At 53.0% G+C, this 23983-nt stretch carries 25 protein-coding genes and 2 pseudogenes; 9 read left to right on the forward strand and 18 right to left on the reverse strand.

The genetic code is table 11. The features are described from left to right. Positions 1-180 precede the first annotated feature (180 nt). Positions 181-2070 (forward strand): DNA primase, encoded by a 1890-nt coding sequence (gene dnaG / locus ACQ86N_RS21140; RefSeq protein WP_431217525.1) that lies wholly within the window; start codon positions 181-183, stop codon positions 2068-2070. On the opposite strand, the gene ACQ86N_RS21145 is transcribed toward dnaG, so the two are convergent. The 6 genes and pseudogenes from ACQ86N_RS21145 to rpsO all read right to left on the reverse strand — a co-directional run bounded on the left by ACQ86N_RS21145 (position 2063) and on the right by rpsO (position 7796). Continuing rightward, a complete protein-coding gene (locus tag ACQ86N_RS21145; RefSeq protein WP_431216842.1) occupies positions 2063-2590 on the reverse strand; it encodes a DinB family protein in 528 nt (175 codons plus the stop codon). The genes dnaG and ACQ86N_RS21145 overlap by 8 nt on opposite strands. 834 nt (positions 2591-3424) lie before the next feature. Continuing rightward, positions 3425-4093 (reverse strand): glycerol-3-phosphate 1-O-acyltransferase PlsY, encoded by a 669-nt coding sequence (gene plsY, locus ACQ86N_RS21150; RefSeq protein ID WP_431216843.1) that lies wholly within the window; start codon positions 4091-4093, stop codon positions 3425-3427. A 170-nt stretch (positions 4094-4263) separates the two neighbouring features. After that, positions 4264-5082 (reverse strand): 50S ribosomal protein L11 methyltransferase, encoded by an 819-nt coding sequence (gene prmA / locus ACQ86N_RS21155; protein ID WP_431216844.1) that lies wholly within the window; start codon positions 5080-5082, stop codon positions 4264-4266. 62 nt (positions 5083-5144) lie between these two features. After that, entirely contained in the window at positions 5145-6194 is a 1050-nt protein-coding gene (locus ACQ86N_RS21160; RefSeq protein ID WP_431217526.1) for a polyribonucleotide nucleotidyltransferase, read from the reverse strand. Next, the gene (locus ACQ86N_RS21165; protein WP_431216845.1) at positions 6142-7245 is read right to left on the reverse strand and encodes a hypothetical protein; all 1104 of its coding nucleotides are present in this window, start codon (positions 7243-7245) and stop codon (positions 6142-6144) included. Before ACQ86N_RS21165 ends, ACQ86N_RS21160 begins: the two co-directional genes overlap by 53 nt. Positions 7246-7599: 354 nt before the next feature. Then, a pseudogene (gene rpsO, locus ACQ86N_RS21170) lies at positions 7600-7796 on the reverse strand (30S ribosomal protein S15). A 282-nt stretch (positions 7797-8078) separates the two neighbouring features. On the opposite strand from rpsO, the gene ACQ86N_RS21175 reads away from it, so the two are divergent. Together ACQ86N_RS21175 and ACQ86N_RS21180 are read left to right on the forward strand one after the other, a co-directional pair. Next, positions 8079-9194 carry a glycosyltransferase gene (locus ACQ86N_RS21175; RefSeq protein ID WP_431216846.1) on the forward strand — a complete coding sequence of 372 codons (1116 nt, stop codon included), beginning with the start codon at positions 8079-8081 and terminating at the stop codon, positions 9192-9194. A gap of 3 nt (positions 9195-9197) precedes the next feature. Beyond that, positions 9198-10340: a glycosyltransferase gene (locus tag ACQ86N_RS21180; protein WP_431216847.1), complete on the forward strand. Its 1143-nt coding sequence runs from the start codon at positions 9198-9200 to the stop codon at positions 10338-10340. Here ACQ86N_RS21180 and ACQ86N_RS21185 read toward each other — a convergent pair. From ACQ86N_RS21185 to ACQ86N_RS21200, 4 genes and pseudogenes are all read right to left on the reverse strand, one after another. Next, positions 10337-11026, reverse strand: a complete 690-nt coding sequence (locus ACQ86N_RS21185; protein WP_431216848.1) for a cell division ATP-binding protein FtsE — start codon at positions 11024-11026, stop codon at positions 10337-10339. The two genes, ACQ86N_RS21180 and ACQ86N_RS21185, sit on opposite strands and share 4 nt — an antisense overlap. A gap of 46 nt (positions 11027-11072) precedes the next feature. Next, positions 11073-11294: a hypothetical protein gene (locus tag ACQ86N_RS21190; RefSeq protein ID WP_431216849.1), complete on the reverse strand. Its 222-nt coding sequence runs from the start codon at positions 11292-11294 to the stop codon at positions 11073-11075. Between the two features lie 118 nt (positions 11295-11412). Further along, positions 11413-12381 (reverse strand): annotated as a pseudogene (locus tag ACQ86N_RS21195) (NAD(P)/FAD-dependent oxidoreductase); the annotation flags it as partial. Between the two features lie 149 nt (positions 12382-12530). Further along, the gene (locus ACQ86N_RS21200; protein WP_431216850.1) at positions 12531-13181 is read right to left on the reverse strand and encodes a hypothetical protein; all 651 of its coding nucleotides are present in this window, start codon (positions 13179-13181) and stop codon (positions 12531-12533) included. Between the two features lie 78 nt (positions 13182-13259). On the opposite strand from ACQ86N_RS21200, the gene ACQ86N_RS21205 reads away from it, so the two are divergent. From ACQ86N_RS21205 to ACQ86N_RS21220, 4 genes are all read left to right on the forward strand, one after another. Next, complete coding sequence (locus tag ACQ86N_RS21205) at positions 13260-13715, forward strand: Crp/Fnr family transcriptional regulator (protein WP_431216851.1); 456 nt, start codon at positions 13260-13262, stop codon at positions 13713-13715. A 296-nt stretch (positions 13716-14011) separates the two neighbouring features. Continuing rightward, positions 14012-14626 carry a DUF4138 domain-containing protein gene (locus ACQ86N_RS21210; RefSeq protein ID WP_431216852.1) on the forward strand — a complete coding sequence of 205 codons (615 nt, stop codon included), beginning with the start codon at positions 14012-14014 and terminating at the stop codon, positions 14624-14626. Positions 14627-14649: 23 nt separating this feature from the next. Next, positions 14650-15519 (forward strand): hypothetical protein, encoded by an 870-nt coding sequence (locus ACQ86N_RS21215; RefSeq protein WP_431216853.1) that lies wholly within the window; start codon positions 14650-14652, stop codon positions 15517-15519. Positions 15520-15550: 31 nt separating this feature from the next. After that, positions 15551-16108 (forward strand): DUF6934 family protein, encoded by a 558-nt coding sequence (locus tag ACQ86N_RS21220; protein WP_431216854.1) that lies wholly within the window; start codon positions 15551-15553, stop codon positions 16106-16108. A gap of 84 nt (positions 16109-16192) precedes the next feature. On the opposite strand, the gene ACQ86N_RS21225 is transcribed toward ACQ86N_RS21220, so the two are convergent. From ACQ86N_RS21225 to ACQ86N_RS21260, 8 genes are all read right to left on the reverse strand, one after another. Next, on the reverse strand, positions 16193-16537 hold the full coding sequence (locus ACQ86N_RS21225) for a carboxymuconolactone decarboxylase family protein (protein ID WP_431216855.1): 345 nt from the start codon (positions 16535-16537) through the stop codon (positions 16193-16195). After that, positions 16461-16793, reverse strand: a complete 333-nt coding sequence (locus tag ACQ86N_RS21230) for a hypothetical protein (RefSeq protein WP_431216856.1) — start codon at positions 16791-16793, stop codon at positions 16461-16463. The genes ACQ86N_RS21225 and ACQ86N_RS21230 overlap by 77 nt, the downstream gene beginning before the upstream one ends. Before the next feature lie 49 nt (positions 16794-16842). Continuing rightward, positions 16843-17412, reverse strand: a complete 570-nt coding sequence (locus ACQ86N_RS21235; protein WP_431216857.1) for a peroxiredoxin — start codon at positions 17410-17412, stop codon at positions 16843-16845. A gap of 224 nt (positions 17413-17636) precedes the next feature. Beyond that, positions 17637-18791 carry an MFS transporter gene (locus ACQ86N_RS21240; RefSeq protein WP_431216858.1) on the reverse strand — a complete coding sequence of 385 codons (1155 nt, stop codon included), beginning with the start codon at positions 18789-18791 and terminating at the stop codon, positions 17637-17639. A 107-nt stretch (positions 18792-18898) separates the two neighbouring features. Then, a complete protein-coding gene (locus tag ACQ86N_RS21245) occupies positions 18899-19063 on the reverse strand; it encodes a hypothetical protein (protein WP_431216859.1) in 165 nt (54 codons plus the stop codon). Then, positions 19056-20894 carry a M56 family metallopeptidase gene (locus ACQ86N_RS21250; RefSeq protein ID WP_431216860.1) on the reverse strand — a complete coding sequence of 613 codons (1839 nt, stop codon included), beginning with the start codon at positions 20892-20894 and terminating at the stop codon, positions 19056-19058. Before ACQ86N_RS21250 ends, ACQ86N_RS21245 begins: the two co-directional genes overlap by 8 nt. 54 nt (positions 20895-20948) lie before the next feature. After that, the gene (locus ACQ86N_RS21255; protein ID WP_431216861.1) at positions 20949-21296 is read right to left on the reverse strand and encodes a hypothetical protein; all 348 of its coding nucleotides are present in this window, start codon (positions 21294-21296) and stop codon (positions 20949-20951) included. Then, the gene (locus ACQ86N_RS21260) at positions 21293-21655 is read right to left on the reverse strand and encodes a BlaI/MecI/CopY family transcriptional regulator (protein WP_431216862.1); all 363 of its coding nucleotides are present in this window, start codon (positions 21653-21655) and stop codon (positions 21293-21295) included. Before ACQ86N_RS21260 ends, ACQ86N_RS21255 begins: the two co-directional genes overlap by 4 nt. Positions 21656-22062: 407 nt before the next feature. Between ACQ86N_RS21260 and ACQ86N_RS21265 the strand changes: the two genes are divergently transcribed. After that, positions 22063-22656, forward strand: a complete 594-nt coding sequence (locus tag ACQ86N_RS21265; RefSeq protein WP_431216863.1) for an RNA polymerase sigma factor — start codon at positions 22063-22065, stop codon at positions 22654-22656. Between the two features lie 186 nt (positions 22657-22842). Continuing rightward, positions 22843-23808, forward strand: a complete 966-nt coding sequence (locus ACQ86N_RS21270; RefSeq protein ID WP_431216864.1) for a FecR family protein — start codon at positions 22843-22845, stop codon at positions 23806-23808. The last annotated feature ends 175 nt before the right edge of the window (positions 23809-23983 follow it).

Genomic DNA, 23983 nt, shown 5'->3' on the forward strand with positions numbered 1-23983 from the left:
GCGCAAAAACGGAATATTTAGTATGGATACTTATACTCGCTTTTTTGCAGTTTTTACGGTCCCCGATCGCCGGCGATAAATCAAGAAAAAGGTATTTTTGTACCGGATGATCGCTCAACAAACCATACAGCAGATACTCAGCCGTATCGACATCATCGAGATCGTAGGCGGCTTTGTCAAATTGAAAAAAGGGGCACCAACTACCTTGGGCTTTGTCCTTTTCACAATGAAAAATCACCTTCTTTCACCGTTTCTCCGGCTAAAGAGATCTATAAATGCTTTGGCTGCGGTCGCAGCGGCAACACCATCAGCTTTCTCATGGAGCACGAAAAATACTCCTATGCAGAAGCGCTTCGCTGGCTGGCAGCCCGCTACAACGTCGAGATCGAGGAAAAAGAGCTCAACCCCCAGCAGCGCCAGCAACAACAGCTGGCCGACAGCCTCTATATCATCAACGCCTTCGCGCAGAAGTTCTTCTCGGATACCATGTTCAACACAGAAGAAGGACAGGACATCGGTCTCAGCTACCTGAAAGAACGCGGCTTTTCGGAAGACACGATGCGAAAATTCCAGCTGGGTTACAGCCCCGACGCCAGAGACGTTTTTGCAAGGGCTGCGCTTGCCGCTCAATACAACCTGGAATACCTGCAGAAAAGCGGTCTGGTGGTCGTGAGGGACGAAAAACCCATGGACAACTACAGAGGCCGCGTCATCTTCCCCGTTCACAACCATACCGGAAAGATCATCGGCTTTGGCGCCCGTATTATCCGCAGCAACGACCGCGCGCCCAAATACATCAACACGCCAGAGAACGAGCTCTACATCAAGAGCAAGATCCTCTATGGCTCCTATCAGGCCAGACAAGCCATCGACAAACAGGATGAGTGCCTGCTCGTGGAGGGCTATACAGACGTCATCTCCCTGCACCAGGCCGGCGTGGAGAACGTAGTCGCCAGTGGCGGGACCTCCCTCACCATCGACCAGCTGCGGCTGATAAAGAAATATACCAATCACCTCACCATCATCTACGACGGTGACGGCGCGGGGATCAAGGCCGCACTGCGTGGCCTGGACATGGCTCTGGAAGAAAGTCTGGACGTCAAACTCGTCCTCATACCCGACAAGGAAGACCCCGACAGCTATGTCCGAAAGATAGGAGCGGCTGCCTTCCGCGATTTTGTCGCGTCCAATAAAAAAGATTTCGTCCTCTTTCAGCTGGAAGTCGCCCTGAAGGACGCCGCGGACGACAGCAACAAAAAAGCGGCCGTAGTCAACCAGGTCGCCGAGACCATCTCGCGGATCAACAAGACCGAGGACTTTACCAGGCAGCAGGACTATATCCGGCAGTCCGCCGAAATACTCCGGATCGAAGAATCCGGCCTGCACGCCCTCGTCAATAAGTTCATCCGCGAACGCATCGAAAAACAGGAAAATAAAGCTGCCGCGGAAGCCCGCGCAAAGGCAGGTCAGGCATCATCCCCCGATGATATGCCCCCACCCGCCGAAGGCGCCGCACCGCAGGACGACGAATCCATCGCTCTCTTATTCCGACATGAACACTACGAGCGGGGAATGATTCGTATCCTCCTGGACTTTGGTTTAAAATCGTGGGATGACACGTCTCTGGTTGCAGACCACGTTCTCCACGAAACTACTGACCTCTATGATCTCATTGACAACAAACGCCTTCTTAAAATATTGGACCTCTACAGAGATTTGTTTCATCAGGGACTGGAGCCCTCGACAAAAAGTTTTCTTTATCATGAAGACCAGGAAGTCAGCACGCTGGCCGTCTCCATCATGGACCTCCACCTCGAAATAAGCCCCAACTGGAAGGAACACTACGACGGACATATCGCCACTCCGGAAGAGCTATATAAAGAGGACGTTACATCTACTATGCTCTATCTTAAACTCCGAAAAATAAAAAGACTTCAGGAAGAGAATCAGAAAGACCTTGCCAAACCACATACCGACGAAGAATTGCGTATTTTGTTACAAACCCACAAACACCTCAAAGAGATGGAACAGGCTCTTGTTCAGCCACTCGGAGCAGTAATCATCAAGTAACGGTCACCCTCACACGCTGTGCCTGCAGCAGGTGCCGCTCGCTGTGTGCTACCATGATACGCAGCGTGTCTCCCAGCCGCAGCCTGACCAGCCTGCTGAAATAGAACGGGACCCTGATCTGCCGGAGATTCTTAGTCGCGGCGTGCCGCAGAATATCGTCGAGCGCATCGCATTTCCGCTGAAAACTTTCGAGCACCTCGCGGGCGTCCAGCGTCTCGCCGCTGGCGTAGTAGGCCTTCACCGTCTTCATCCGGAAAACAGTCCCGTCTGCCCTGGGCATGACCCTGTCATAGACCCAGTCGCCGAGCCAGCCGCTGACGTAACGGTCCGAATGATAATCCGGCGCCAGCGTGATTCGCGGAAGAATGCTCCGGATATAATAGTCGCGGGTAAGATTCAGGTGTCCGAATATCTCGGCAATACTCCATTTCCCCGGACCAGGCCGATGGTGTAACTGGTCGTCCGAAAGGCGAAAGAATAGCAGACTGCTGGCTTTCACGAGCTCGGTCCTGTCCAGCAACTCCGTTATAAGACCTTGCCTGCTACGAAGCTGCCATAAATATCAGGTAATAGCATATCGTTATTAAGCTTTAGAGGTAGGACCAAATATAGGATGAAAACCCTTGTTGGTGGCTTATTTCAGAAGAAAATACCCACAAACCCTTGCACCGCGCAATGGGCGCAGCGTATACGCCTGGCAGTTATTAGAGAAAGCACTTGCGGCAGGGTGCCGGCGGCGCCGGTAAGCAATAGGAAAGTTGACTATGATCAGGAATTGACAGCGGCAGAGCGTCTGCGAACCGTTGCCCTTGCGGCAGCGGCTACCGGCACTTCGACTTTCTTGCTGAGCACAGGTTCCGCCTTTTTGGAAACGGACCGCTGTCCAGACGTGGTCGAGCTCTGTCTGCCGCTCCGACTCATATCCGGCACAGGTGATACATCCCCAGCTGCACTCGCGGTTGAGTGTAGTGGCAATCTTTGAACCCACCTTGGGATAGGCTACCCAAAACTTGGCACCGGGCTGCAGAGCAGGCAGAACCTCCCGGACGATATTCCCTAATTGCTGCTCATTGATCGCGAAAATGAGCGCAAAATCGATTTTTCTACTCTTTAACAAGGGCGTAAGGTTCTTGGCGAACGCCAGCTTGGTAAATTGTTTTCGATGGAGGAAGGCAGACCCTGGATCAGCAGGTTCTTCTCGTCCTGTAACTGCAGTTTTTCCAGTAAAGTTTGGGACATTTCTGGATATGTTTTATTCAGTTAAGAGATGAATTTCCAAAACGAATTTACTAAGAGTATTCCCTTAGCTCCGTACGCATCCATGCTGCATTCGGGGGTGTGAAATTACAACAAATTATTCTTTTTCGGCAGAAGAAAGGTGCCGGCGCTGGCGTCTGCGGTCCCGATATTTCAAAATAGGTACCTTGTTCTCGTTACCCTTCAGCAGCCTCGTGATGTTCTTTTGGTGGGTTAGCATGACCATCAGGGCTACGGCAATGGCAAACCCACGGTACAGGGTCTCCTTGGCGTCAAATATGTAAAGGATAAAAACGGCAAAAGCTACACTCGCCAGTATCGAGCTCAGAGAGACAAAACGCGTCAGATAAAGCACCAGCAGGAACACCCCGATACAGCAGATAGCTGCAAGAGGCTGGATGGCGATGATCATCCCGAACAGGGTGGCTACACCCTTTCCACCGCGGAACTCGGCCCACAACGGAAAAATATGTCCTACAACAGCGGCCAGACCCAGACCAACCATAAAATTGGTCCTGTCCGTCTCGTCGTGCAGATAATATGGCATGAGGATGTAAAGACTCGTGGCGATAATTCCCTTTATAACGTCTACCCCCATCACAAAAGATCCCCATTTGGAACCAAGGACCCTGAACGTATTGGTGGCTCCGGCATTACCGCTGCCGTATTCCCTGATGTCAATTCCAAAGAACCCTCTGCTGACCCAGACGGCAGTAGGAACAGACCCTATCAGGTAGGCTGAAAGAATTAGTAAAACTTCCTTCATCGATCGGTTGAGTTGTACCGGGACTTGGTTTCTCCCTGAATGTACCCCATTCCCGGTAACTTTTAATGGGGCCTTAGACAGGCGGACTCGCTTACTTTGTTCGGCGGTCCGCCAGGGTTGGATAACAAATATAACAAAAAATTGACTTCCTGCGCCTCAGTTCCAACTGGTTATTTAAGTCTTTTTTCAGTTTTGAGGCAGATCCATCTGCCCTTTGTCATCCGTACGGATATGGAAATATTATTATTTACGGCCTCATTTTCAATGTCTTGGAAATCACTGTCCAGGAGACCGCTCAAAAGTATAACGCCTCCCGGATTCAATTGTTGTCTCAGGGCAGGCAGTTGACTGATAATTACGTGTTTGTTTATATTGGCTAAAATAATATCGAAGGGCCCCTCCGGCACCACCTCAGATTTGACCACGCTGATCCTGCTGCACCCATTGTTAGCCACATTCTCCCGCGCGTTTTCGATACTCCAGTCGTCATTATCCGTCGCCACTACCGACGCCGCGCCCAGCTGCTCGGCAAGTATCGCCAGCACACCCGTACCCGTACCGAAATCAAAAACCCGCCGGCCCCCGAAATCTACCTGCTGCATCGCCTGGATCATCATAAACGTCGTGGCGTGATGTCCGGTGCCAAAGCTCATCTTGGGCGTGATCACCAACTCGTGCTCCACACCCTCGACCGGCGCATGAAAATGCGCACGGATCGCACAAAATTCGTCGACGACAACAGGCTGAAAATTCTTCTCCCACTCTTCATTCCAGTTCTTTTCCTTTATCCTTTCCGTCTCGAATTTCCTACCCATCGGCTCCAGCAAAGAATCAAGCATCCCTCTGTCGAACTGGTCTTCCGGTATGAATGCCCTCAGCAATTTATCCTCCTGCTCAAACCCCTCATACCCTATCGCCGACATCAGAGCGATATACATCTCCTGCTCTTCCACGTCCCCGGACGCTATCGTTATCTGTATATGATTCATGCATGCAAAAATAAAGGGTCTGCAGCATGCACTGCAGACCCGTATAAAATATTAAGAGAAAATTACTGTTGCGGCTCCTGTCTGGAACCCGCGCCTTCCGGCTTCGGCATCAGCACTTTCCGGCTCAGCTTGAACTTGCCCGTCTTCTGGTCCAGACCGATCAGCTTCACCTTTACGGTATCGCCTTCTTTCAGGACGCCATCCATCGTTTCCAGACGCTTGTGCGAGACTTCGCTGATGTGCAGCAAGCCTTGTTTGCCGGGCAGGAACTCGACAAACGCGCCGTACGGCATCACCGACTTGACCTTCGCCTCATATACAGAGCCGACTTCCGGCTGCGCAACGATGCTCTTGATCCAGTTGACGGCCTTGTCCAGACCTTCCTTGGCGGGGCTGAAGATGCTGACCTCGCCAAAATTGCCGACCTCTTCCAGGTTGATGGTAGTACCGGTCTCGCGCTGGATCTCCTGTATGATCTTACCCTGCGGCCCGATAACGGCTCCGATGAATTCCTTGTCGATAAAGATCTTCACCATACGCGGTGCGTGCGGCTTGACGTCTGCGTTGGCGGCCGGGATACAGCCGTACATAGCGTCGAGGATATGCAGCCTTCCCTTGCGGGCCTGCTCCAGCGCCTCCCGCATGGTCTCCATACTGAGGCCGTCCACCTTGATATCCATCTGTACGCCGCAAATGCCTTCGCGGGTACCGGTAACCTTGAAGTCCATATCGCCGAGGTGATCTTCGTCACCCAGGATATCCGTCAGGATCGCATATTTGCCATCCGCAGGACGGGTAATAAGGCCCATGGCCACACCACTCACGTGCTTGGGAATGGGTACACCCGCATCCATCAGCGCCAGACTGCCGGCACAAACCGTAGCCATGGAAGAAGAACCGTTGGATTCCAGGATATCGCTGACAACGCGAACCGTATAGGGATAGTCGGAACCAGGCATCATCTGCCTGAGCGAACGCATCGCCAGGTTGCCGTGACCTACTTCACGACGGCTCTGTCCCCTCATCATCTTTACTTCGCCGGTGCTGAACGGAGGGAAATTATAGTGCAGGAAAAATTTTGAATCGACGGACTTGGCCGCGCTTTCGATCAGGACTTCGTCCGGGGGTACCCAGGGTGACCGTCGTGAGCGACTGCGTTTCGCCGCGGGTGAACAGGGCAGAACCATGCGGCGTCGGCAGCGCATCGACTTCCATCGCGAGGGGGCGGATCTGGTCCAGCGCCCGGCCGTCCAGACGGGTCCGGTCGTCGAGGATCATGTTGCGAACCACTTCCCACTGCAGGTCGGCATAGTATTTCTTGGCCAGCTTCTTATCGGCATCGGTAACCTCTTCGCCAAGACTTTCGATCAGTTCCTTCTTCAGCTGGTCATAGGCGTCGCTGCGGTCGTGTTTGGCACTCGCGGCGCGCGATATCTGATAGATCTTGTCTTTGGTGAATGCGACGACTTTCTGCTGCAGCTCGTCGTTCTGCACGGGTTTGGTATACTCCCTTTTCGTGGAGACACCAGCCTTGGTACGCAGTTCTTCCTGCGCCTTTATCTGGATGCGGATCGCGTCGTGCGCCAGTTCGAGGGCCTTTACCAGGTCTTCTTCGCTGCACTCCTTGGCTTCGCCTTCCACCATCATCAGGTTCTTTTCCGTAGCGGCGATGATGAATTCCAGATCGGCCTTTTCCAGCTCTGTACGGCTGGGGTTGACAACGAACTGTCCGCCGATACGGCCGATGCGGACTTCGGAGATGATCTCCTTGATGGGAATATCGCTGACGGCCAGCGCTGCGCTCGCGGCCAGACAGGCCAGCGAATCGGGCATTACTTCGTAGTCGCTCGACACAAGGCTGAGCAGAACCTGTACGTCACAGAAATAATCTTCCGGGAACAGCGGACGCAGCGCGCGGTCGATCAGTCGGCTGGTCAATATCTCATAGTCGTTCAGACGGGTCTCTCTTTTGAAGAATGAACCCGGGATCCGACCGGCGGATGCAAATTTTTCCTGGTAATCGACCGACAGGGGGAAGAAGTCCTGTCCTTCTTTCGGGTCTTTGTTGGCAACAACAGTAGCCAGGATGATACAATTGCCCTGGCGTACGGTAACGGCTCCATCTGCCTGGCGCGCAAGTTTACCGGTTTCGATAGAAACCATGCGGCCTCCACCAATATCAAACGTTACACTAATAGGTTGTGAAAGCATGAGCTTATCGTCTTTGTAGGATCACGACTACTGAGGCAGGAAGAAAAAGTCAGCCGTCATCCTCTGTTAAAAAAAGTTGTAAAATGTATGCCGGGAATGCCCTTCAAAAAAATTAGCGCATTCCCGCAAAATCGCTAATTTCTGTAGAACTTCGTCGAAACTTCGTTTCTCCCCGTTCGTAACCTTCGCTGCCCTCAGTTACGGACCAGACGCATCCCGCGTCCGTGGTGCGACAATTCTTACGATATAAAAAAACGATTCCCAACCGTAGGTTCAGTTGGGAATGTTTGTCATATGCATAATGAATTATTTTCTGAGTCCGAGTTTTTCGATCAGCTGACGGTAACCAGTGAGGTTGGTTTTGCTCATGTAGGTAAGCAGACGCTTTCTTTTACCTACCAATTGCATCAGACCACGATGAGTGGAGAAATCTTTTTGTTCGCCTGCAGGTGCTGGGAGATACTGTTGATCCGCTCAGTCAGCAAAGCAATCTGGCCCTCGATAGAACCTGTGTTGGTGGCTTTTCCACCAAATTCAGTGAAGAAACTCTGCTTTTTCTCTTTTTGTCAAATAAGGCATCTCTAAATATTTATTTTATCATCTGCAACCACTCCTCCCAATAGAGGAGGTTCATCATTTTATTGCAGGCTGCAAAGGTACAGGAAAAATTTCTAAATTATTTAAAATACGGCTCCTAAAAATGCATAAAAATATGCAATATATCCTCCTAATTCATTAATATTGGCGCTTTTAGCGCCAGAAAACGACATTCATATCTTTGCCCGATGCCAAAAAGGATCTTTTGTACGGTGACCAACGACCTCAATTATGACCAGCGTATGATAAGGATCTGCACCTCGCTCGCCGCGGCCGGATTCGACGTCACACTGGTCGGCCGCCGGCATAGGGCCTCTCTTCCCCTCACCAGCCGCCCCTTTGCCCAGCGCCGCCTCCGGTTGCTTTTTTCCAAAGGAAAGCTATTTTATCTCGAATACAATCTCCGCCTTTTCTTCTTCCTGCTCGTTCAAAAGATCGACGCCGTCTGCGCCATCGACCTGGACACCATCCTCCCCTGCTATTTCGCGTCCCGCCTCCGGCGGATACCCCGGGTCTACGACGCGCACGAGCTGTTCTGCGAAATGCAGGAAGTGGTTACCCGCCCAGCCATCTATAAGATTTGGAAGTCGGTCGAACGGTACTGCGTACCCAGATTCCGGCACGGCTATACCGTCAACCAGCCGATAGCGGCCGAATTCAGGGAAATGTACGGAGTCGACTATGCCGTCGTACGCAATCTGCCCCTGCTGGATGAGTCTCCGGCCCCCCAGCGCAACCCCCTGCTGCCATTCCCCTCCCCCGGGCGCTTTATCCTCTACCAGGGAGCCGTGGGCGAAGGGCGCTGCTTCGAGACCCTTATCCCCGCCATGGCGCTGGTGGATGCCACTCTGGTCGTATGCGGCGACGGAAATTATATGAGCCGGGCACAAGCCCTGGTCAAACAGCTCGGACTCGAAGACAAGGTCCTTTTCAGGGGCTGGGTCCTGCCGGACGACCTCAGACAGATCACCCGCAGCGCATGGTGCGGCATCACCCTGTTCGACCGGCGGGGTAAAAGCAACTATTTTTCGCTTGCCAACCGGTTCTTCGACTATATCCAGGCCGGTATCCCCCAACTGGGGGTCAGCTATCCCGCTTACGAGGAAATAAACAATTGGCGTCCCATCGCTGTTCTTATTAGCGAGCCGGGCATACGGGAAATAGCGGATGGTCTGAATCAGTTATTGAATAATACGGACTTATATTATACGTTAGTGGACAATTGCAAACAGGCACGGCTTCGTTACAACTGGCAGGAAGAAGAAAAAGGACTGATCCGCTTTTACCAACAAATCTTGGGTTAAAATTTGGAAAATAACTTACATATCGTGTGTCTGGACGTGCCGTATCCGGTAGACTACGGAGGTGTCTTCGACCTGTTTCATAAGATCCGCTGTCTGCACGGCGCCGGCGTAAAGATCCACCTGCACTGCTTCGAATACGGTCGCGGCCGCCAGCCCGTTCTCGATAACTATTGCGTTGAGGTCAACTATTACGAACGCCACGAAGGACACAAAGGCTTCTCACACAAGCTGCCGTATATCGTCTGCTCCCGCTCGAGCAAACAGCTGCTCGGGAAATTGCTGGAGGACGACTACCCCATCCTGCTCGAAGGCGTTCACTGCACCTATCTGGTTGGCGACCCGCGGTTCGACAACCGCAGGATCATCCTGCGTCTGCACAACGTCGAATACCAATACTACCGCCAGCTATGCTTCACCGAAAGATCGCTGCTGAAAAAGATCTACTACCACCACGAGAGCAACCTGCTCCGCCAGTACGAACACCGTATCGCCGATAAAGTGAAGATCCTCGCGGTTACCCCAAGGGACAACGCGCTGTACAGGAAAGAATTCGGGGCGGAGGACATAGAGACGCTTCCCGTCTTCCTGCCCTTCGAAGAGGTCACCAGCAAGGAAGGCACCGGCTGCTTCTGCCTCTACCACGGCAACCTCTCCGTCGCTGAGAACGAACAGGTTGTCATCTGGCTGCTGAAAAAAGTATTCTCGGCGCTCGAAATGCCGTTTATCATCTCCGGCAAAAACCCTTCCGCAAAACTGACCCGCATTATCGGACAATATCCCTTCACCTGTCTGATCCCCGACCCCTCGGAGGAGGAAATGCAGGACCTGATATCCAAGGCGCAGGTCAATATCCTGCCTTCCTTCAACTGCACCGGCGTCAAGCTCAAACTCCTGAATGCACTGTTCAACGGACGCCACTGCGTCGTCAACACCGACGCCGTGGAAGAGACGGGACTCGAGACCGTCTGCCACATTGCAGACAACGCGGACGCCTTCCGTTCGCTCATAACGGACCTCTATACCCGATCATTCACACAGGACGACATCTGCGCAAGACGCATGGTCCTCGGAAAACAGTTCAATCAGGAAAAGAATTTACAGACGCTGCTGCACGCCATCTGGGGCCGCGTGCCGGCCGCGAATTAGTCGATGGCCAGAGTCGCGTTATCGGTGACCTGCCCGCGCTCGGTCCTGACCATTCTTGCCGGGAATTTGTTGATGACCCGGTAGTCGTGGGTCGCCATGATGATGGAGGTTCCATAGTCCCGCGAGATGCGGAACAGCAGTTGCATGATCTCGTCGGAGGTCTCGGGGTCGAGGTTACCCGTAGGTTCGTCAGCAAGTATCAGCTTGGGAGAGTTGAGGAGGGCGCGGGCAATGTCTACGCGCTGCTGTTCGCCGCCGCTCATTTCGAAGGGCATCTTGAATCCCTTCGACTTGAGCCCCACCTTGTCCAGTACGTCGCCGATCTTTTCGTCCATCAGCCGGACGTCCTTCCAGCCCGTGGCTCTCAGAACGAATTTAAGATTGTCGTTGACATTCCTGTCTGTCAGCAGTTGAAAGTCCTGGAAGACCACCCCGAGCATGCGCCGCAGGTAGGGCACATTCTTCCAGTTCATATCCCGCAGATTAAAGCCGGCTACCGTCCCCTCCCCTTCGCGGAGAGAAATATCTCCGTACAGGGTCTTCAGCAGACTGGACTTGCCAGTGCCCGTCTTGCCCACCAGATACACGAACTGGCCTTTTTCAACAGAGAGATTGACGCCCTGAAGAATGAGATTTCCGCCCTGATAAATATTCGCCTGCTTTAATTCTACGATTGTTTCCGCCATTTATAAGGAATGAATTCTTACGAAGGTAAGCAAAAATGACTATATGTCACCCTTTTACCACCGTCTCATCGATCCTGCCTGGCGTCTTGTCGCCCCGGTCCGCCTTCAGCATCAGACGAAGCGTGGAATCGTTGGCGAAATAGCTCATCATCCAGTTGAGGAAAATGCTCAGCTTGTTCTTGACGCTGAGGATCAGCATCAGGTGCACGAACATCCAGGTCAGCCAGGCAAACACGCCCTGAAAAGAAAACCCCGGCAGGTCGACCACCGCCTTTCTTTTCCCGACAAGTGGCCATCGTTCCCTTGCTGTGATATTCGAACTCCCTGAGGGGCTTACCCATCAGTTCGCGGACAAAATTACGCCCGATGGCAACCGCCTGGGCGATCGCCACATTCGCCAGCTGCGGCTGACCGTTAGGATATTTTGGAGTAGGCATGTACGCAATATCCCCGACGGCATAGACTCCCTCCATCCCTTCCACCTCCCCATACCGGTCGGTCTTCAGCCGGTTGCCGCGCGTAATACTTTCGGCAGGGATCCCTTCCAGCGTATTGGCGACTACCCCCGCGGCCCAGATCAGGTTTTTCGCGGCGATCGTCTCGCCTCCCTTCAGCCTCACCGTAGTGCCGTCATAGTCCTCCACGACCGTACCCGTCCTGACTATCACGCCCAGACTTTCGAGGTACTGCCTGGACTTTATCTTGGAGGGCTCGCTCATCGCGTTGAGGGTATTTGGGGACCCTTCCAGCAGGTAGATCGTGAAGCGGGAGAAGTCGACCTCCGGATAGTCCTTGGGAAGGATATTCTTCTTCATCTCTGCCATCGCCCCGGCCAGTTCCACACCGGTAGGTCCGCCACCCACGATGACGAAGTTCAGCAGGGACTGCAGCTCGGCCGGCCCCGCCTCGATGGTATCCTCGAACGTCTGGAGTATTCTGTTGCGCAGGGCCATCGCATTGGGTACCGACTTCATCGGAAAGGAATTAGCCTGTATCCGGGTGTTGCCAAAATAATTGGTCGTACACCCCAGCGCGATGACCAGCCTGTCGTACTGGATCTCTCCGACGGTCGTGAAAAGCAGTTTTTTGCCGGGGTCCACCCGCAATACTTCTGCGATGCGTATGCTGACATTCTTCGAATGCTGAAAGACTTTTCGGAGGGGAAACGAGATGCTCGATGGCTCCAGCCGGGCCGTTGCTACCTGGTACATGAGCGGCTGGAACTGGTGATAGTTGTGCCTGTCGATGAGGAATACTTCGTACTTCGTATTGTTGAGCATCCGTGCCAGACGAAGACCGGCGAAGCCGGCCCCTATAATAACAACCCGCTGTTTTTTGCCAGAATCGAGTGCCATATAAGACGTTTTAAAATTGCCAATCTTATACAAAGTTACGACTCTGCCGCTAAATGGATTGAATCATCTTGCCCGCGCTGAACTCCGATGCCGGCGTTCGAATCCTGCCCGCGCTAAATCTCTTTGCCGGCGTTCGAATCCTGCCCGCGCTACACCTCTATACCGGCGTCCAGCCGCAGCAGTACGCCGTAGTTGCCGCAGGCGGGGTCGTGCAGATAGTCCGGTATCAGCCCCAGCGGTTCGAATCCGATATTTCGCTGACGTGTCAACGTGGGGTCGTCCCTTTCTCCATTCAGCCATTGCCGGTAGTATTCCCCGCCGCTCAGCCGGTCGCTGAAGGCGCCATAGCCGTTCATCATCCCGACGGTCGACTGGCCCGCGAGCCCGAGCCGCCGAACCAGCAGCTGCCTGGCGCGGTATAGCAGACGCGCCCCTCCCCTTCCCCGCCAGTCCGGGTGTATCCCCATATCGAGTCCATACAACCATTCTCCCTCCGGCTGGTGACGGGTCAGCCACCCTCCGCCGCTGGTTTCGGAAAAGCTGTGTTGATAATCCGCCAGGTCGAAATCCGTACGCATCGTGGAGGTCATGCCGATGACCGTCGCGTCCTGCCCGGCCGTCGTTGTCAGGACAAATTGTCCCCCGGGAAATATCTCCAGATGGCGCAGGTATTGCTCAGCCCGCAGCCGTTCGCCTGCCGAGAGCGTCGGAAAAACGATCCGCTGCAGCTGTTCCAGCGCTTCCGCGTGTCCGGGTAGCATGGGTTGAACCGTCATATTGACAAAGGTACGGATTGACATATATCATCGGATTCCCGCTGTACGCAGCCCTGCTGCAGGCGCATGGAAGACGGCCCCTTCTTTGATGATTCCCGGCATATGAAAGAAGTCATCGCGTTTTTGAGGGCCGTAGCGCCCATGACAGACGGTCTGCAGCTGGCCTTGTACAATACCGTCACGCAGGTCGGTTTCCGCCGGCACGGGTTCGTGCACCAGGGTCCCGCCCCCTGCACCAACCTCTGGTTTATCGAAAAGGGACTGCTCTGCTGCTACGACCAGGACCAGGACACGGGCAGGCAGTACTGCACATGGGCGATGGAAGAAGGCAATATCGTCACCTGCGTAAATAGTTTTGATACCGGTTTCGCTTCGACCGAAAGCATACAGGCGGTGGAGGACAGCATCGTCTGGACGATCGACCGGCCCCAGTTGGAGCGGCTGACCGCCGGCTACCCGGAGTTCCTGTACATCCGGCTGCGGCTGACCGAGCATTACCACGTGCATGGCCGGAAGATGGACGCCTGGCGGCAAAAGGCCGCCCGAGCAGTTCTATAACTTGCTGCGGGCCGCATACCCGTCGCTGGTATCCCGGCTTCCGGTAAAGCACATGGCCTCGCTGATGGGTATTCGCGAATCCACTCTGTACGGCATCAGAAGATCTATATACGAAAATGGGCGCAACAAACGGAAAAAATAGCACTCCGAAATTGGAGGATTTCTCCCGACATTTCTCCGATCGCGGAGGGTACCCTTTCATTGTTCCGGTCCCCATCTTATCTACTTTTAACAGGACAACGAAGTAGACGGGCCCGTCCTACTCCAATTATTTAAAAACACAAAAATTAATTACAATGTCAAGGATGACAACAATCCTGACAGGGCTCGTCCTGCTCAGTCAGACGAGTGCTGCAGTTGCCCAGACGGGGGCTGTCAAAAACAAAGGAATGGAGCAGCTCTTTTCCACCGTCCGCCGTACGTCACCGTCCGCCGCAACCGCGGATCCTCCGGGCGCCGGCCTGCCGATCGCGGAAGAACGCGTGATCCTGCTGAGAAGTTCCTGTGAGAAGATCATCAAGGAAGGTTCATGGATCAGCTATGGCAATGACCGCATCGGAAAGATGAAGCTCCAGCTAAGAGGCATCTACACCCAGGGGTCGGTGCTTTATTTTCTTCTCCGTCTTAAAAATCGGTCCTCTCTCGACTACGACATAGAGGCGATCCATTTTTCTATCGCCGGAACGCCGGGGAAGAGCAGCACCGGCATCAGAGAGCTCCCGCCCATTTATCTGTACGACAGCAATTCGGTGATCCGCGGTTACAGTCACAGCAGTAACGTGGTCGTTTTGCCAAAGTTCACTCTGCCCGCAGGCAGGCGGCTGATGATCGAGGTAATCGAAAAGAATGGGGGCAGACATCTGCGCCTGATGGCCGGCAACTTTATGCTCGAAAGAGCGAGAATTCTCTAATACTCACTATTAAATCAATTAAAATGAACAGCGAAAATCTGGACTATCTCCAAAACCGGCTGAAATATCTCGGATTCGGAGAGGAAGGTCCGCTCAACCAGGAACTGGAAGAAAATGTACTGCTCGGGCAGCCGGAATTTCAGCTTTTCACGGACGCCGTTTATGAGGACTGCCGCATGGAGGCCACGCTTCACTTCTCGAGGTCCGGGGAAAGGGACACTTACTATTTTAAAAGTTATGACGCGCGGCTCCTGTACGCGGGCAGTATAGAGGCGGACAAGGCGCAAACCTTCTATATCTACAAGAAATGGGGGTTTACGTTCAAGGAAGCCTTCAACCTTCTCGAAGGGAGGGCAGTATATAAAAAGCGGGTCAGTCCCAAAGACGACACCGAATATTGGGCATGGTCCCAGCTGAACTTCGGGGAAAAGACGCCGTCAGGCAACTACAAATACACCGAATACAAGGACAGTTCCGGCTACGACCTCGAAAAAGTGTTGCACCTCTATCCCATCATTGAACTACAGGACGAACAGCTAAAAATGGCGCTGATCCGGTCGCTACAGCGAGGCAATATCCATCCCGTCCATTTTGTCAAAAACCATAAAAAGGAAAAGGTATTTATAGAGGCAAATCCAAAAACGAAACTGATCAATATCTCCCCGCTGGCAACAAGGGCCGCTACAAGGGCAGAAGAGCTCCCGAAGGAGGGGGAACCAGTTCTACTGACGCTTCAACCGGCGACCCATCAGCCGGTTGCAGAACCCGAACCATCGGTCGTGGAAGAGCCAGGCATCCCTCCTTCTGAACCGGAGGCCACTGAGGCCACGGAGGCCACCGAGCCCCCTCATCCCAGCCCCCGCAGACCACAGCGCAAAAGGATCTACAAATAACCATTTATTCATCCTTTTACAATCATTCAATATGTCTTCTTGTACAGCACTGAAAGCGCTGCCGGACTTCAGCGCCTTTCAGTTCACCAGCGAAGGTGCGGCCGGTCCTGCAACCCGCGAGGTCCGGTTTCACCAGAAAACGGCTGACGTCTACAATCTCGACATCGGAGATATTCCGGAAAAAGCGCAGCCCGTCCAGGACCGCGGAGATTTCAATTGCCTGATGACGACTCTGATACTGATTATCGAGCTGTATACGGAAAAATATCCGACCCGCATCGTCCGCCTCAAAGGAGATACCAGCCAGAAAGCCCGGCTATACCGCAAAGCGCTGGACAAACACGTCGGCACACTTTCCTCCTTCTTCGAAATCAACCTCGAAAAGGACCGAAATTTCTTCCGTGCCCTTCGTCACCAGGAAAGCGTCGACAATATCGCTTTCCTGGTAAAAAGAAAACCCGGCTGGAGCTTTATCATCCATACTCTCCAGACCAACCGGTGCAGCAGAAGCCAGCTATTTGATCACCCAGTGTCAGTAGAGATACAACGAAGCATCGAGATCGGCTTCGAAATGATCGAACACGAGTAATAGGCCCTATAAAGGCTAAATTTGGGTTAGTAAAAGGCCGGCTCATTCCTGAGCCGGCCTCTTTATCATTAACCATTCATTCTCCTAAGCCAGGACAGCGATCAGCCCCTTGAGGACAGCACCCAGCTTCACCCCTTCCATAACCCTCGCCTCCTCACTGCCATGCTGCAATACCGACCGCTCGTGCGAACTGACGCACATCTCACATCCATTGATCGAAGAGACAACAAGACTCACCAGCTCAAAGAACTCCTTACCCAGCACAGGACTGGCCATAATGCTCATCTTGATACCGGCAGGCTGATTGTCATAAAACTCCTTCTTCATAAAATGACGAAAACGGTAAAAGACGTTATTCGTGTTCATCAACGAAGTACAAGCCACGATCTCCGCGATCTCCGCGTCCGTAGCCCCGGCCTCCCGCGCCATCCCAGTAAAAGACTCCTGCAGAAGCACAAAACCGCTCGTTGACTGCTACAGCCAACGCCAGCAATACCGCCTCCTTCCTGTTCAAATACTGGCTGTTGTTCAGCACATTCCCCACATTGATCTTCAGATCTTTTATATATCGGGATTCGCCGGCAACCAGCGCCAGCACACTGGCCGACGGCTCATATCCGGGAATATTCAACTCCCGCAGCAAATTCTGAAATGTCTCGTTTTGTATAGTCGCTACTGCACTCATAATTTAAAAAAAATTTTAAGGCCGCCAGAGGTCGCCCCCACGGGACACCTTAGTTCATGCTCAGCTGCTCAGTCAGCGTTTCTTCTCCCTTCTTCCAGTTGCAGGGACATAGCTCATCTGTCTGCAGCGCATCCAATACGCGGATGACTTCCTGTACGCTACGACCTACGTTCAGGTCATAAACGCTGACCCAACGCACGATTCCCTGAGGATCTATAATAAATGTTGCACGATAAGCGATCTTCTCTTCATTATCCAGAATACCCAGTTCCTCTGCCAGAGATTTGGAAGTATCGGCCAGCATCGGGAACTTCAGGTCACGCAGATCGCTGTGATCCCTTCTCCACGCGGCATGCACAAACTCGCTATCGGTAGACGCACCGATAACGACCGTATCACGATCCGAAAACTCGCTGTTCTTCTTGTTGAATTCGGCTATCTCTGTAGGACAAACGAAGGTGAAATCCTTCGGCCACCAGAACATCACGGTCCAGTTGCCGTTCGCGCTACCATACGCTTCCGTGATCTCCGTAAATTCTTTTCCTTTCTCGATAGATACTACTGCTTTCTTCTTAAATGCGGGAAACTTTTCTCCGATCGATAAAATCCTGTTAGGCATATGCTATTTGTGTTTTAGAAATGTAAATTGAGACAGGTCACTGGCAAGGTGGGCAATCGCGAAGTGATGCAAATATAAGATCGCGGGCCAATAGAATATCATCTCAATTATCTATAAATCGATAGATTTTATCTATGAACTGCCGGGACTTCGTCTCATCGGCGGGTGACCGCGGGTGGCTCCCCAAAGGCTCGTCACATCAGCAGGTGGCTGCCGTCTCCCGGTCAAACCATCGGCTCCGCCGGATCGGGCCCGACAATAGCCGGAATACTCTGCTGATCCAGCGTCAGCTGCACCAACCCCGAGATCAGCAGCCCAAATACCGCCAGCATCCCGATCGCAACGGGCAGGCCTGCGTGCTGCGCGACCGATCCCACCACCGGAGGCACGATCAAAAATCCAATATACCCGACCGTTGAAACAGACGCGATCGCCGACCCGCTGCTCATCTCCGACGAACGACCAGCCATGCTGAAGACCAGGGGGATCACACACGAGACGCCAAAACCGGTGAGGACAAATCCAAGCCCCGCCGTGACCGGATAAGGCAAAAAGGCCGCCGTCAGCAATCCCACGCCTATCAGTATACCACTATACGTCAACATCGTCCGGATACCCAGTCGGTTGGCCAGCCTGTCTCCGGTCAGCCTTCCCAGGGTCACCGCCACCATATAGACGACATACCCCAGCGTAGCCGCACTCGCCGTAGTATGTACCGCCTCCCGAAAATAAATCCCGCTCCAGTCGATCATCGCACCCTCGCAAGCCATCGACGCAAAAGAGATCAATCCGAATTTCACCAGGCCGCGGTCAGGAAGGGCAAACCAGGACCTGCGCTGCCGTGGAGCCGGCTGCTGGCGCAGACTACCCGGATACGCGTAGAAGCACATCACCGTCAGCAATAAGCCTACCACCAAAAAATGCCATGCCGGCGACACAGAAGAGGACACCATGACATAGCCCAGCGCCGCGGCGCTCATCCCCGCCAGGCTCCACACCGCGTGAAAACGGGCAATGATCGACCGCTCGAACAGAGCCTGCACCCCGATAGACTGCGCATTGACCGAAATATTCAGCAGGTTGCGGGATACCCCGAAAAAGAAAAGGGCCGGCACCGCTCGCCAGACCTTCGTCGCAAACCCGATGGCGCAAAGCATCGCATTGAACAGAACCGCACCGATGATCATGACCTTTCGGCTGTCAAACCGGCTCAGCAGCACACCCGTCACCGGAAGCGTCGTCATCAACCCGATCGGCAGAGCAAAAAGGACGATGCCCAGCTGCTCATTATTAAGGTGTAATTCCTGTTGTATCGTGGGAATCCGGCTACCCCAGGTGAAAAAACCAAAACCGGAGACAAAGAAAAAGATCGCTATCATCACACGGATCCTCGCTGCTGAGGACTGTTCGGGGCTATTTGACATTCTGCAAAATAAAAAATCCTGCCGCAAGAACGGCAGGATACACTAATTAGTATTGTCAATCCTCAATTAAAATCATTCTTCAGCCGGATATATTTGTTCAGATCCTTCGACACAAAGCCCTTCTCCTTCATTTTCGACACCCATTCCGCATTCACGCCCATACTTTTCAGCGACGGCAACACCGACAGCGGTATATCCTCAAATCCGATCTTTTTTAACTCACTCACAAATTCCGGAGTGACACCCGTCGCCTTCAGCATGCTCAGACGCGAGGGAGAAATATCCCGATACCCCAGATTCTGGAACCCCTTTATAAACTCCGGACCGACGCCCGTGGCCTTCATCTGCACGAGTTCGCGCGGAGAAAGACTGGTTAGTCCCGCGTCCCTGAAACCCTTCAAAAATTCCGGACTGATCTCCTGCGCCTTCATTTGCACGATCTCCCGCGGGGCCAGATCCCCTGTACCCCATATCCCGGAGCGACCGGATATAATCCGCCGTCACGTGCATATTATAGAGCATCACAATATCCTTCCGCTCCAGATTCGTATATCCCAGCTTGCGCAAAGAATTGATATAGCCGGAGTCGATATTCATCGCCTTATAGGAAACGAGCTCCCGCACCGGGATCAGTTGATTATCCCTGCCCCCGCCTATCGACCGGATATAGCTGCCCGTGATATGCTGCGCCTTCAGCGTATTCAACTCCCTGGCAGAAAGATGATCATAGCCCGCAGCCTTCATCTCTTCTACATAGGCCTTGTCGATATTCTGCGCCTTCAGCGTGATCAGGGTCCTGGGCTCATCCGCGTCCTGCACACCCGACGAACGCCAGTACTGGATAAAATCCCTGTCGATATGCAGGGCCGAGAAGCTGATCAGCATGCGCCCGCTGATATGCGGATACCCGCTGTGTACGACCATACCGGCAAATTCCTTTTTGACGTTGGCCATGAAAAAGGACAGCTGCCGGCGGCCTTCCATATCCTCTACCCCCATCTGCTGCAGGGCCCTGAAATAGCCTTCGTCCGCCTGAAAATGAAAATGCCCAAACCCCTGCTGACCGTCGAACTGCCCCGTAAACAACATCGTGCCCGCATCCCGGACCAGTTTGAAACTGACATTGCCCGCACCCGGAAAAGGATTGATCTCGTCCTTCCCTACCCTCAGCGTAGAAGACCAAAAATGGTTCTCATCATTGTCGTCGGCCTTCAGCTCGAACGATAATTTGTTGTCGGACGTCGTAACGAACCAGGCTCCTTCCGTCAGCGTATCCGAAGGCTGCGCGGCCTCCGCCGGCACTGCCACGGGAGCGACCGCAGGCACGACTACCGGAGCCGGAGCGACCGGAGACGCCACCGTCGCTTTTGCAGCTATACGCCGCACCGGAGCCACCACAGCGACGGGAGCCACGGCGACAGCCGGGATCGACACCACTGCAGGGACCGGAGGAACCGGAGCAACCAGCCTTTCATTTTTTGATGGCTCCTGACTATAAGCCGCCGGTTTATTCAACACCAGCACCAGCGTCGTAAATATCGGCAGCAGGAAAAAGTATTTCCATACAGTCCATGTGGACGAACTTGAACTATTCATCATAACGATACGTCTTTTTAACAGTGATTGATTGTAGTTGTTAGTGATGCTGAAAGGCAGATGCGGCGCCGATACCCGCAGAAGGCTCAGCTGATAAGCCAGCCGCTCCACCTCCCCATGCCGGAGAACGGCCGCATCCGTCAAAAACTCAAGGTTGTTCTCCACTTCCCGGCGATACAGCCAGACTACCGGATTGAACCATTGACATACGACAGCGACCTCCGCCAAAAGGATATCGACGGTGTGCCGCCCGCTGACATGCGTCTTCTCATGGATCAGGATCTGATTGTAGGTCTCCCAGTCATATCCCGCCGGATTAATAAAGATGGTGTTCCCAAAAGAACAGGGCGCCCCGTCCCGCTCCACGATCCGGAAACGACCATCCCGGATCACCGGACTGGTATAGGACTGATAAAGGAGAATTCCCAGCTGCAGCAGGAAATTGAACCCGAAGACCAGCACGCCGAACAGATAAACATAAAGAGACCCACCGGACCGCCAACGCCGCCACTGTGGCTATCCGCCCCGGCCCCCTGCCGGCTGTTCCGATACCTTCGGCCTGACAACAGACGCCTCCGGCGTCGCCACCTCATCCGTTGGCATATCTGCCAGCTGCTGCGCGTCCGCTTCAGCAGGCTTTGCCTCCGTCACGCTCACCGGCAGAGCCTCCACCACCGTATCCTGCTTTACCCATAGCCCTCCGATCCTCGGCGCAGGCAGCAACGGAAGCAGAAAGGCAAGCGCCAGACAACCCACCAGCATCCACCTGTTCCATCGATAAAAGGTTTCCTTCTGCAATAGCAGCTTGTAAAAGAAATAACAGATGGTGGTAATGACCGTGACGTGAAGGATATAAGGTATCATTTCTTCTGGGATTTAATGATCTCCAGGATTTCGTTCAGCTCCTCCTGGGACAGCTGTTGCTCTTTGGCGAAATAAGCCAGCATCCTTGGATAAGAATTATTAAAGTAAGACTTCACGATATCTTCGAATGCGTGTTTCTGATAGTCCTCCTTCGACACCACCGGATAGTACTGGAAAGTGTTGCCGAATGTCTCATGGCCCAGAAATCCCTTCTCCTCGAGGATCCTTACCATCGTCGCCACCGAATTGTAGTGAGGTCTGGGATCAGGCAGCTCGGCGATGATCTCCTTGATAAAAGCCTTTCCCAAATGCCAGCAGGCCTGCATGATCTGCTCTTCCCGTTTGGCTAGTTTCATCATGTATATCCAAATTTTAAATGAATCTACTACTAATTTATTAGTTCAACAACTAATTGATTAGTTTTTTCAGAAAATAGTCCGCCGCTCACACCTGTAATTAATGACGCAGCCTGGCGGCACTCTGTTGCATTTTCATTTTCCATCTATCTTTTAGCAGCGACCCGACGCTGGAATGCTAATTGCAGTGCACCTCCAAAACCCGCTGTCAGCAAGCCTTCCAAAGCGCTCGTTTGCAAGAACGCAGCAGAAGAAGAAACATTGGAATTTTAGCAGACGGCAAAATCCACAACAGGAATGTGCTCAAATAAATTTGGAGAGTGCTCAAATTGAGATAAATTTGGTATGTGCATACAAACTAACCTGCAACGATGTTTGACATAGGTAGCCAAAATATCGCAGCCAGAGCTTTGCCATTGCCAGATGAGAATGACCTGCTTGCCCGAATAGCAGAAGGAGACGAAAAAGCCTTCGCTCCCATTTTCCATCACTACCGGCGAAAGGTCTACTCGTATGCTTATCACCTGACCGGCAACAGCGCACAAGCGGACGAGCTGGTACAGGACGTCTTTCTGAAAGTCTGGCTCCATCGCCAAAAGATTCCCCACGTACTTCGTTTTGACAACTGGCTCTTCACTATTGCCCGCAATCAGGTGTTCGACATGCTGAAAAATATGGCCAAAGAATCGGCCCTTCGCCGCCGGATGGCCGGCCTTCCCGAACCCGAAGCGAACCTGGTGGAAGACGTGGTGCTTACCCGCGAGAACGAAGAACAACTGCAGCGGGCCCTCGATCAGCTGTCCCCGCGCCAAAAACTGATCTTCACGCTAAGCCGCCACCAGGGAATGAAACACGACGAGATCGCTTCCCACCTCCATATCTCCCGTAACACCGTCAAGACCCACCTCGTCCAGGCGCTGAAAACGCTCCGCGACATCCTTCATTTCCCCTCCGACGGCATCCTGATTTTCTGCTTCCTCATCATCAGGAATTTCATCGACTGATCTTTCTTAAAGAAATCTTAAAAATATTTTTTTTTGGCTACTCCTATCATTCGTTAATTCAGTCTTTAATTATGAGCCTGTGTTTGCCTTCTGAAAAATACCAGACTCAACCAAGCTACAACCATGGAAGCATCACAACGATTGGCCTATCTGTTCAGGAGGTACTTTAATAAAGAAAGTACCCCCATGGAGCAGAACGAACTGTTTGAAATGCTGCTCCGCTCGGAACACGACGCAACCCTGCGTAACCTCATCGACGAGACCTGGAAGGAAGATTTCCCCATTTATCTTCAGGACAAGCAGACGGCCGACGCTATGCTCCGGCACATCGTTAGCCGGCGTGAGCCCGAAACGCCTCCCTCTGCCAGCGATGATCCTACCCCCGTCCAGTCTTTCTCCCGCCGCCGCATCCTCCTCTACACCGGCTGGGCTGCATCCCTGCTCGGTATCACCATCCTCGGCTTCCCGGCCCTTTATTCGCGCAATTCCACCCCAGCACCTCCGGCACCGCCGCCGGCACTGGCCGTTAAACCACCTATAAACCGCTGTATCACCCTGCCGGACGGAAGTACCGTTTTACTCAATCAGGACGCCCGTCTGGACTATGAGAAAGGACTCAGTTCGAATGCCCGTGAAGTGACCCTTCACGGCGAGGCCTATTTCGCGATCCATCACGACCCCCGTCCCTTTATCGTCCACACCGGCACGGTCCGTACCACGGTGCTGGGTACTGCCTTCAACATCAACGCCCTCTCCGACCGGAACATCGTCATCACCGTGACGAAAGGAAAAGTAAAGGTCGAGAACGACGCGGGTGAATACAGTATCCTCCGCCGTAACGAACAGCTGAGCCTCGACTCGCTGCACACCCGGCTGAAAAAGATCCCGGTCGACGCCGGCGAAGTACTTACCTGGAAGAAACCCTACCTTATTTTTAATGACGTAACTATGAAAGAGGCGATGGACGAGCTCTCGGCCCGATTTCATGCCACCATCGTCTTTACCAACCCCGCCGCAGAAAATTGCCCTGTGACCGCTTCCTTTACTGAAGGACAATCACTGGAAGCCATCATCAAGGTCTTATCGAAGATCAACAACATGGACTATGCCATCGATCATGGACAGATCATGATCAAGTGGAGAGGGATGTAAGTAGCCCCGGTAATTAGGTATATAGTAGAACCCTATATAAAAAAGACCCGCTCCGGCTGGAACCCGAAGCAGGCCTTAAAAGGATACCTTTTTCCTGAAAGGTGAGGTATCCTGCTTTAAACAAGTCATCATCATTTAAAACAATCAAAACTATGACATTTTCTTTATTGTCAGC

Source organism: Puia sp. P3 (genome assembly GCF_050632245.1).
Lineage (GTDB): Bacteria > Bacteroidota > Bacteroidia > Chitinophagales > Chitinophagaceae > Puia.

Bases quoted from the DNA above. Each gene is read 5' to 3' on its own strand.
- plsY (WP_431216843.1), bottom strand. From the start codon at position 4,093: ATGAAGGAAGTTTTACTAATTCTTTCAGCCTACCTGATAGGGTCTGTT.
- prmA (WP_431216844.1), bottom strand. From the start codon at position 5,082: ATGAATCATATACAGATAACGATAGCGTCCGGGGACGTGGAAGAGCAG.
- ACQ86N_RS21165 (WP_431216845.1), bottom strand. From the start codon at position 7,245: ATGGTTTCTATCGAAACCGGTAAACTTGCGCGCCAGGCAGATGGAGCC.
- ACQ86N_RS21175 (WP_431216846.1), top strand. From the start codon at position 8,079: ATGCCAAAAAGGATCTTTTGTACGGTGACCAACGACCTCAATTATGAC.
- ACQ86N_RS21185 (WP_431216848.1), bottom strand. From the start codon at position 11,026: ATGGCGGAAACAATCGTAGAATTAAAGCAGGCGAATATTTATCAGGGC.
- ACQ86N_RS21200 (WP_431216850.1), bottom strand. From the start codon at position 13,181: ATGTCAATCCGTACCTTTGTCAATATGACGGTTCAACCCATGCTACCC.
- ACQ86N_RS21205 (WP_431216851.1), top strand. From the start codon at position 13,260: ATGAAAGAAGTCATCGCGTTTTTGAGGGCCGTAGCGCCCATGACAGAC.
- ACQ86N_RS21210 (WP_431216852.1), top strand. From the start codon at position 14,012: ATGTCAAGGATGACAACAATCCTGACAGGGCTCGTCCTGCTCAGTCAG.
- ACQ86N_RS21215 (WP_431216853.1), top strand. From the start codon at position 14,650: ATGAACAGCGAAAATCTGGACTATCTCCAAAACCGGCTGAAATATCTC.
- ACQ86N_RS21220 (WP_431216854.1), top strand. From the start codon at position 15,551: ATGTCTTCTTGTACAGCACTGAAAGCGCTGCCGGACTTCAGCGCCTTT.
- ACQ86N_RS21225 (WP_431216855.1), bottom strand. From the start codon at position 16,537: ATGGCGCGGGAGGCCGGGGCTACGGACGCGGAGATCGCGGAGATCGTG.
- ACQ86N_RS21230 (WP_431216856.1), bottom strand. From the start codon at position 16,793: ATGAGTGCAGTAGCGACTATACAAAACGAGACATTTCAGAATTTGCTG.
- ACQ86N_RS21235 (WP_431216857.1), bottom strand. From the start codon at position 17,412: ATGCCTAACAGGATTTTATCGATCGGAGAAAAGTTTCCCGCATTTAAG.
- ACQ86N_RS21240 (WP_431216858.1), bottom strand. From the start codon at position 18,791: ATGATAGCGATCTTTTTCTTTGTCTCCGGTTTTGGTTTTTTCACCTGG.
- ACQ86N_RS21255 (WP_431216861.1), bottom strand. From the start codon at position 21,296: ATGATACCTTATATCCTTCACGTCACGGTCATTACCACCATCTGTTAT.
- ACQ86N_RS21260 (WP_431216862.1), bottom strand. From the start codon at position 21,655: ATGATGAAACTAGCCAAACGGGAAGAGCAGATCATGCAGGCCTGCTGG.
- ACQ86N_RS21270 (WP_431216864.1), top strand. From the start codon at position 22,843: ATGGAGCAGAACGAACTGTTTGAAATGCTGCTCCGCTCGGAACACGAC.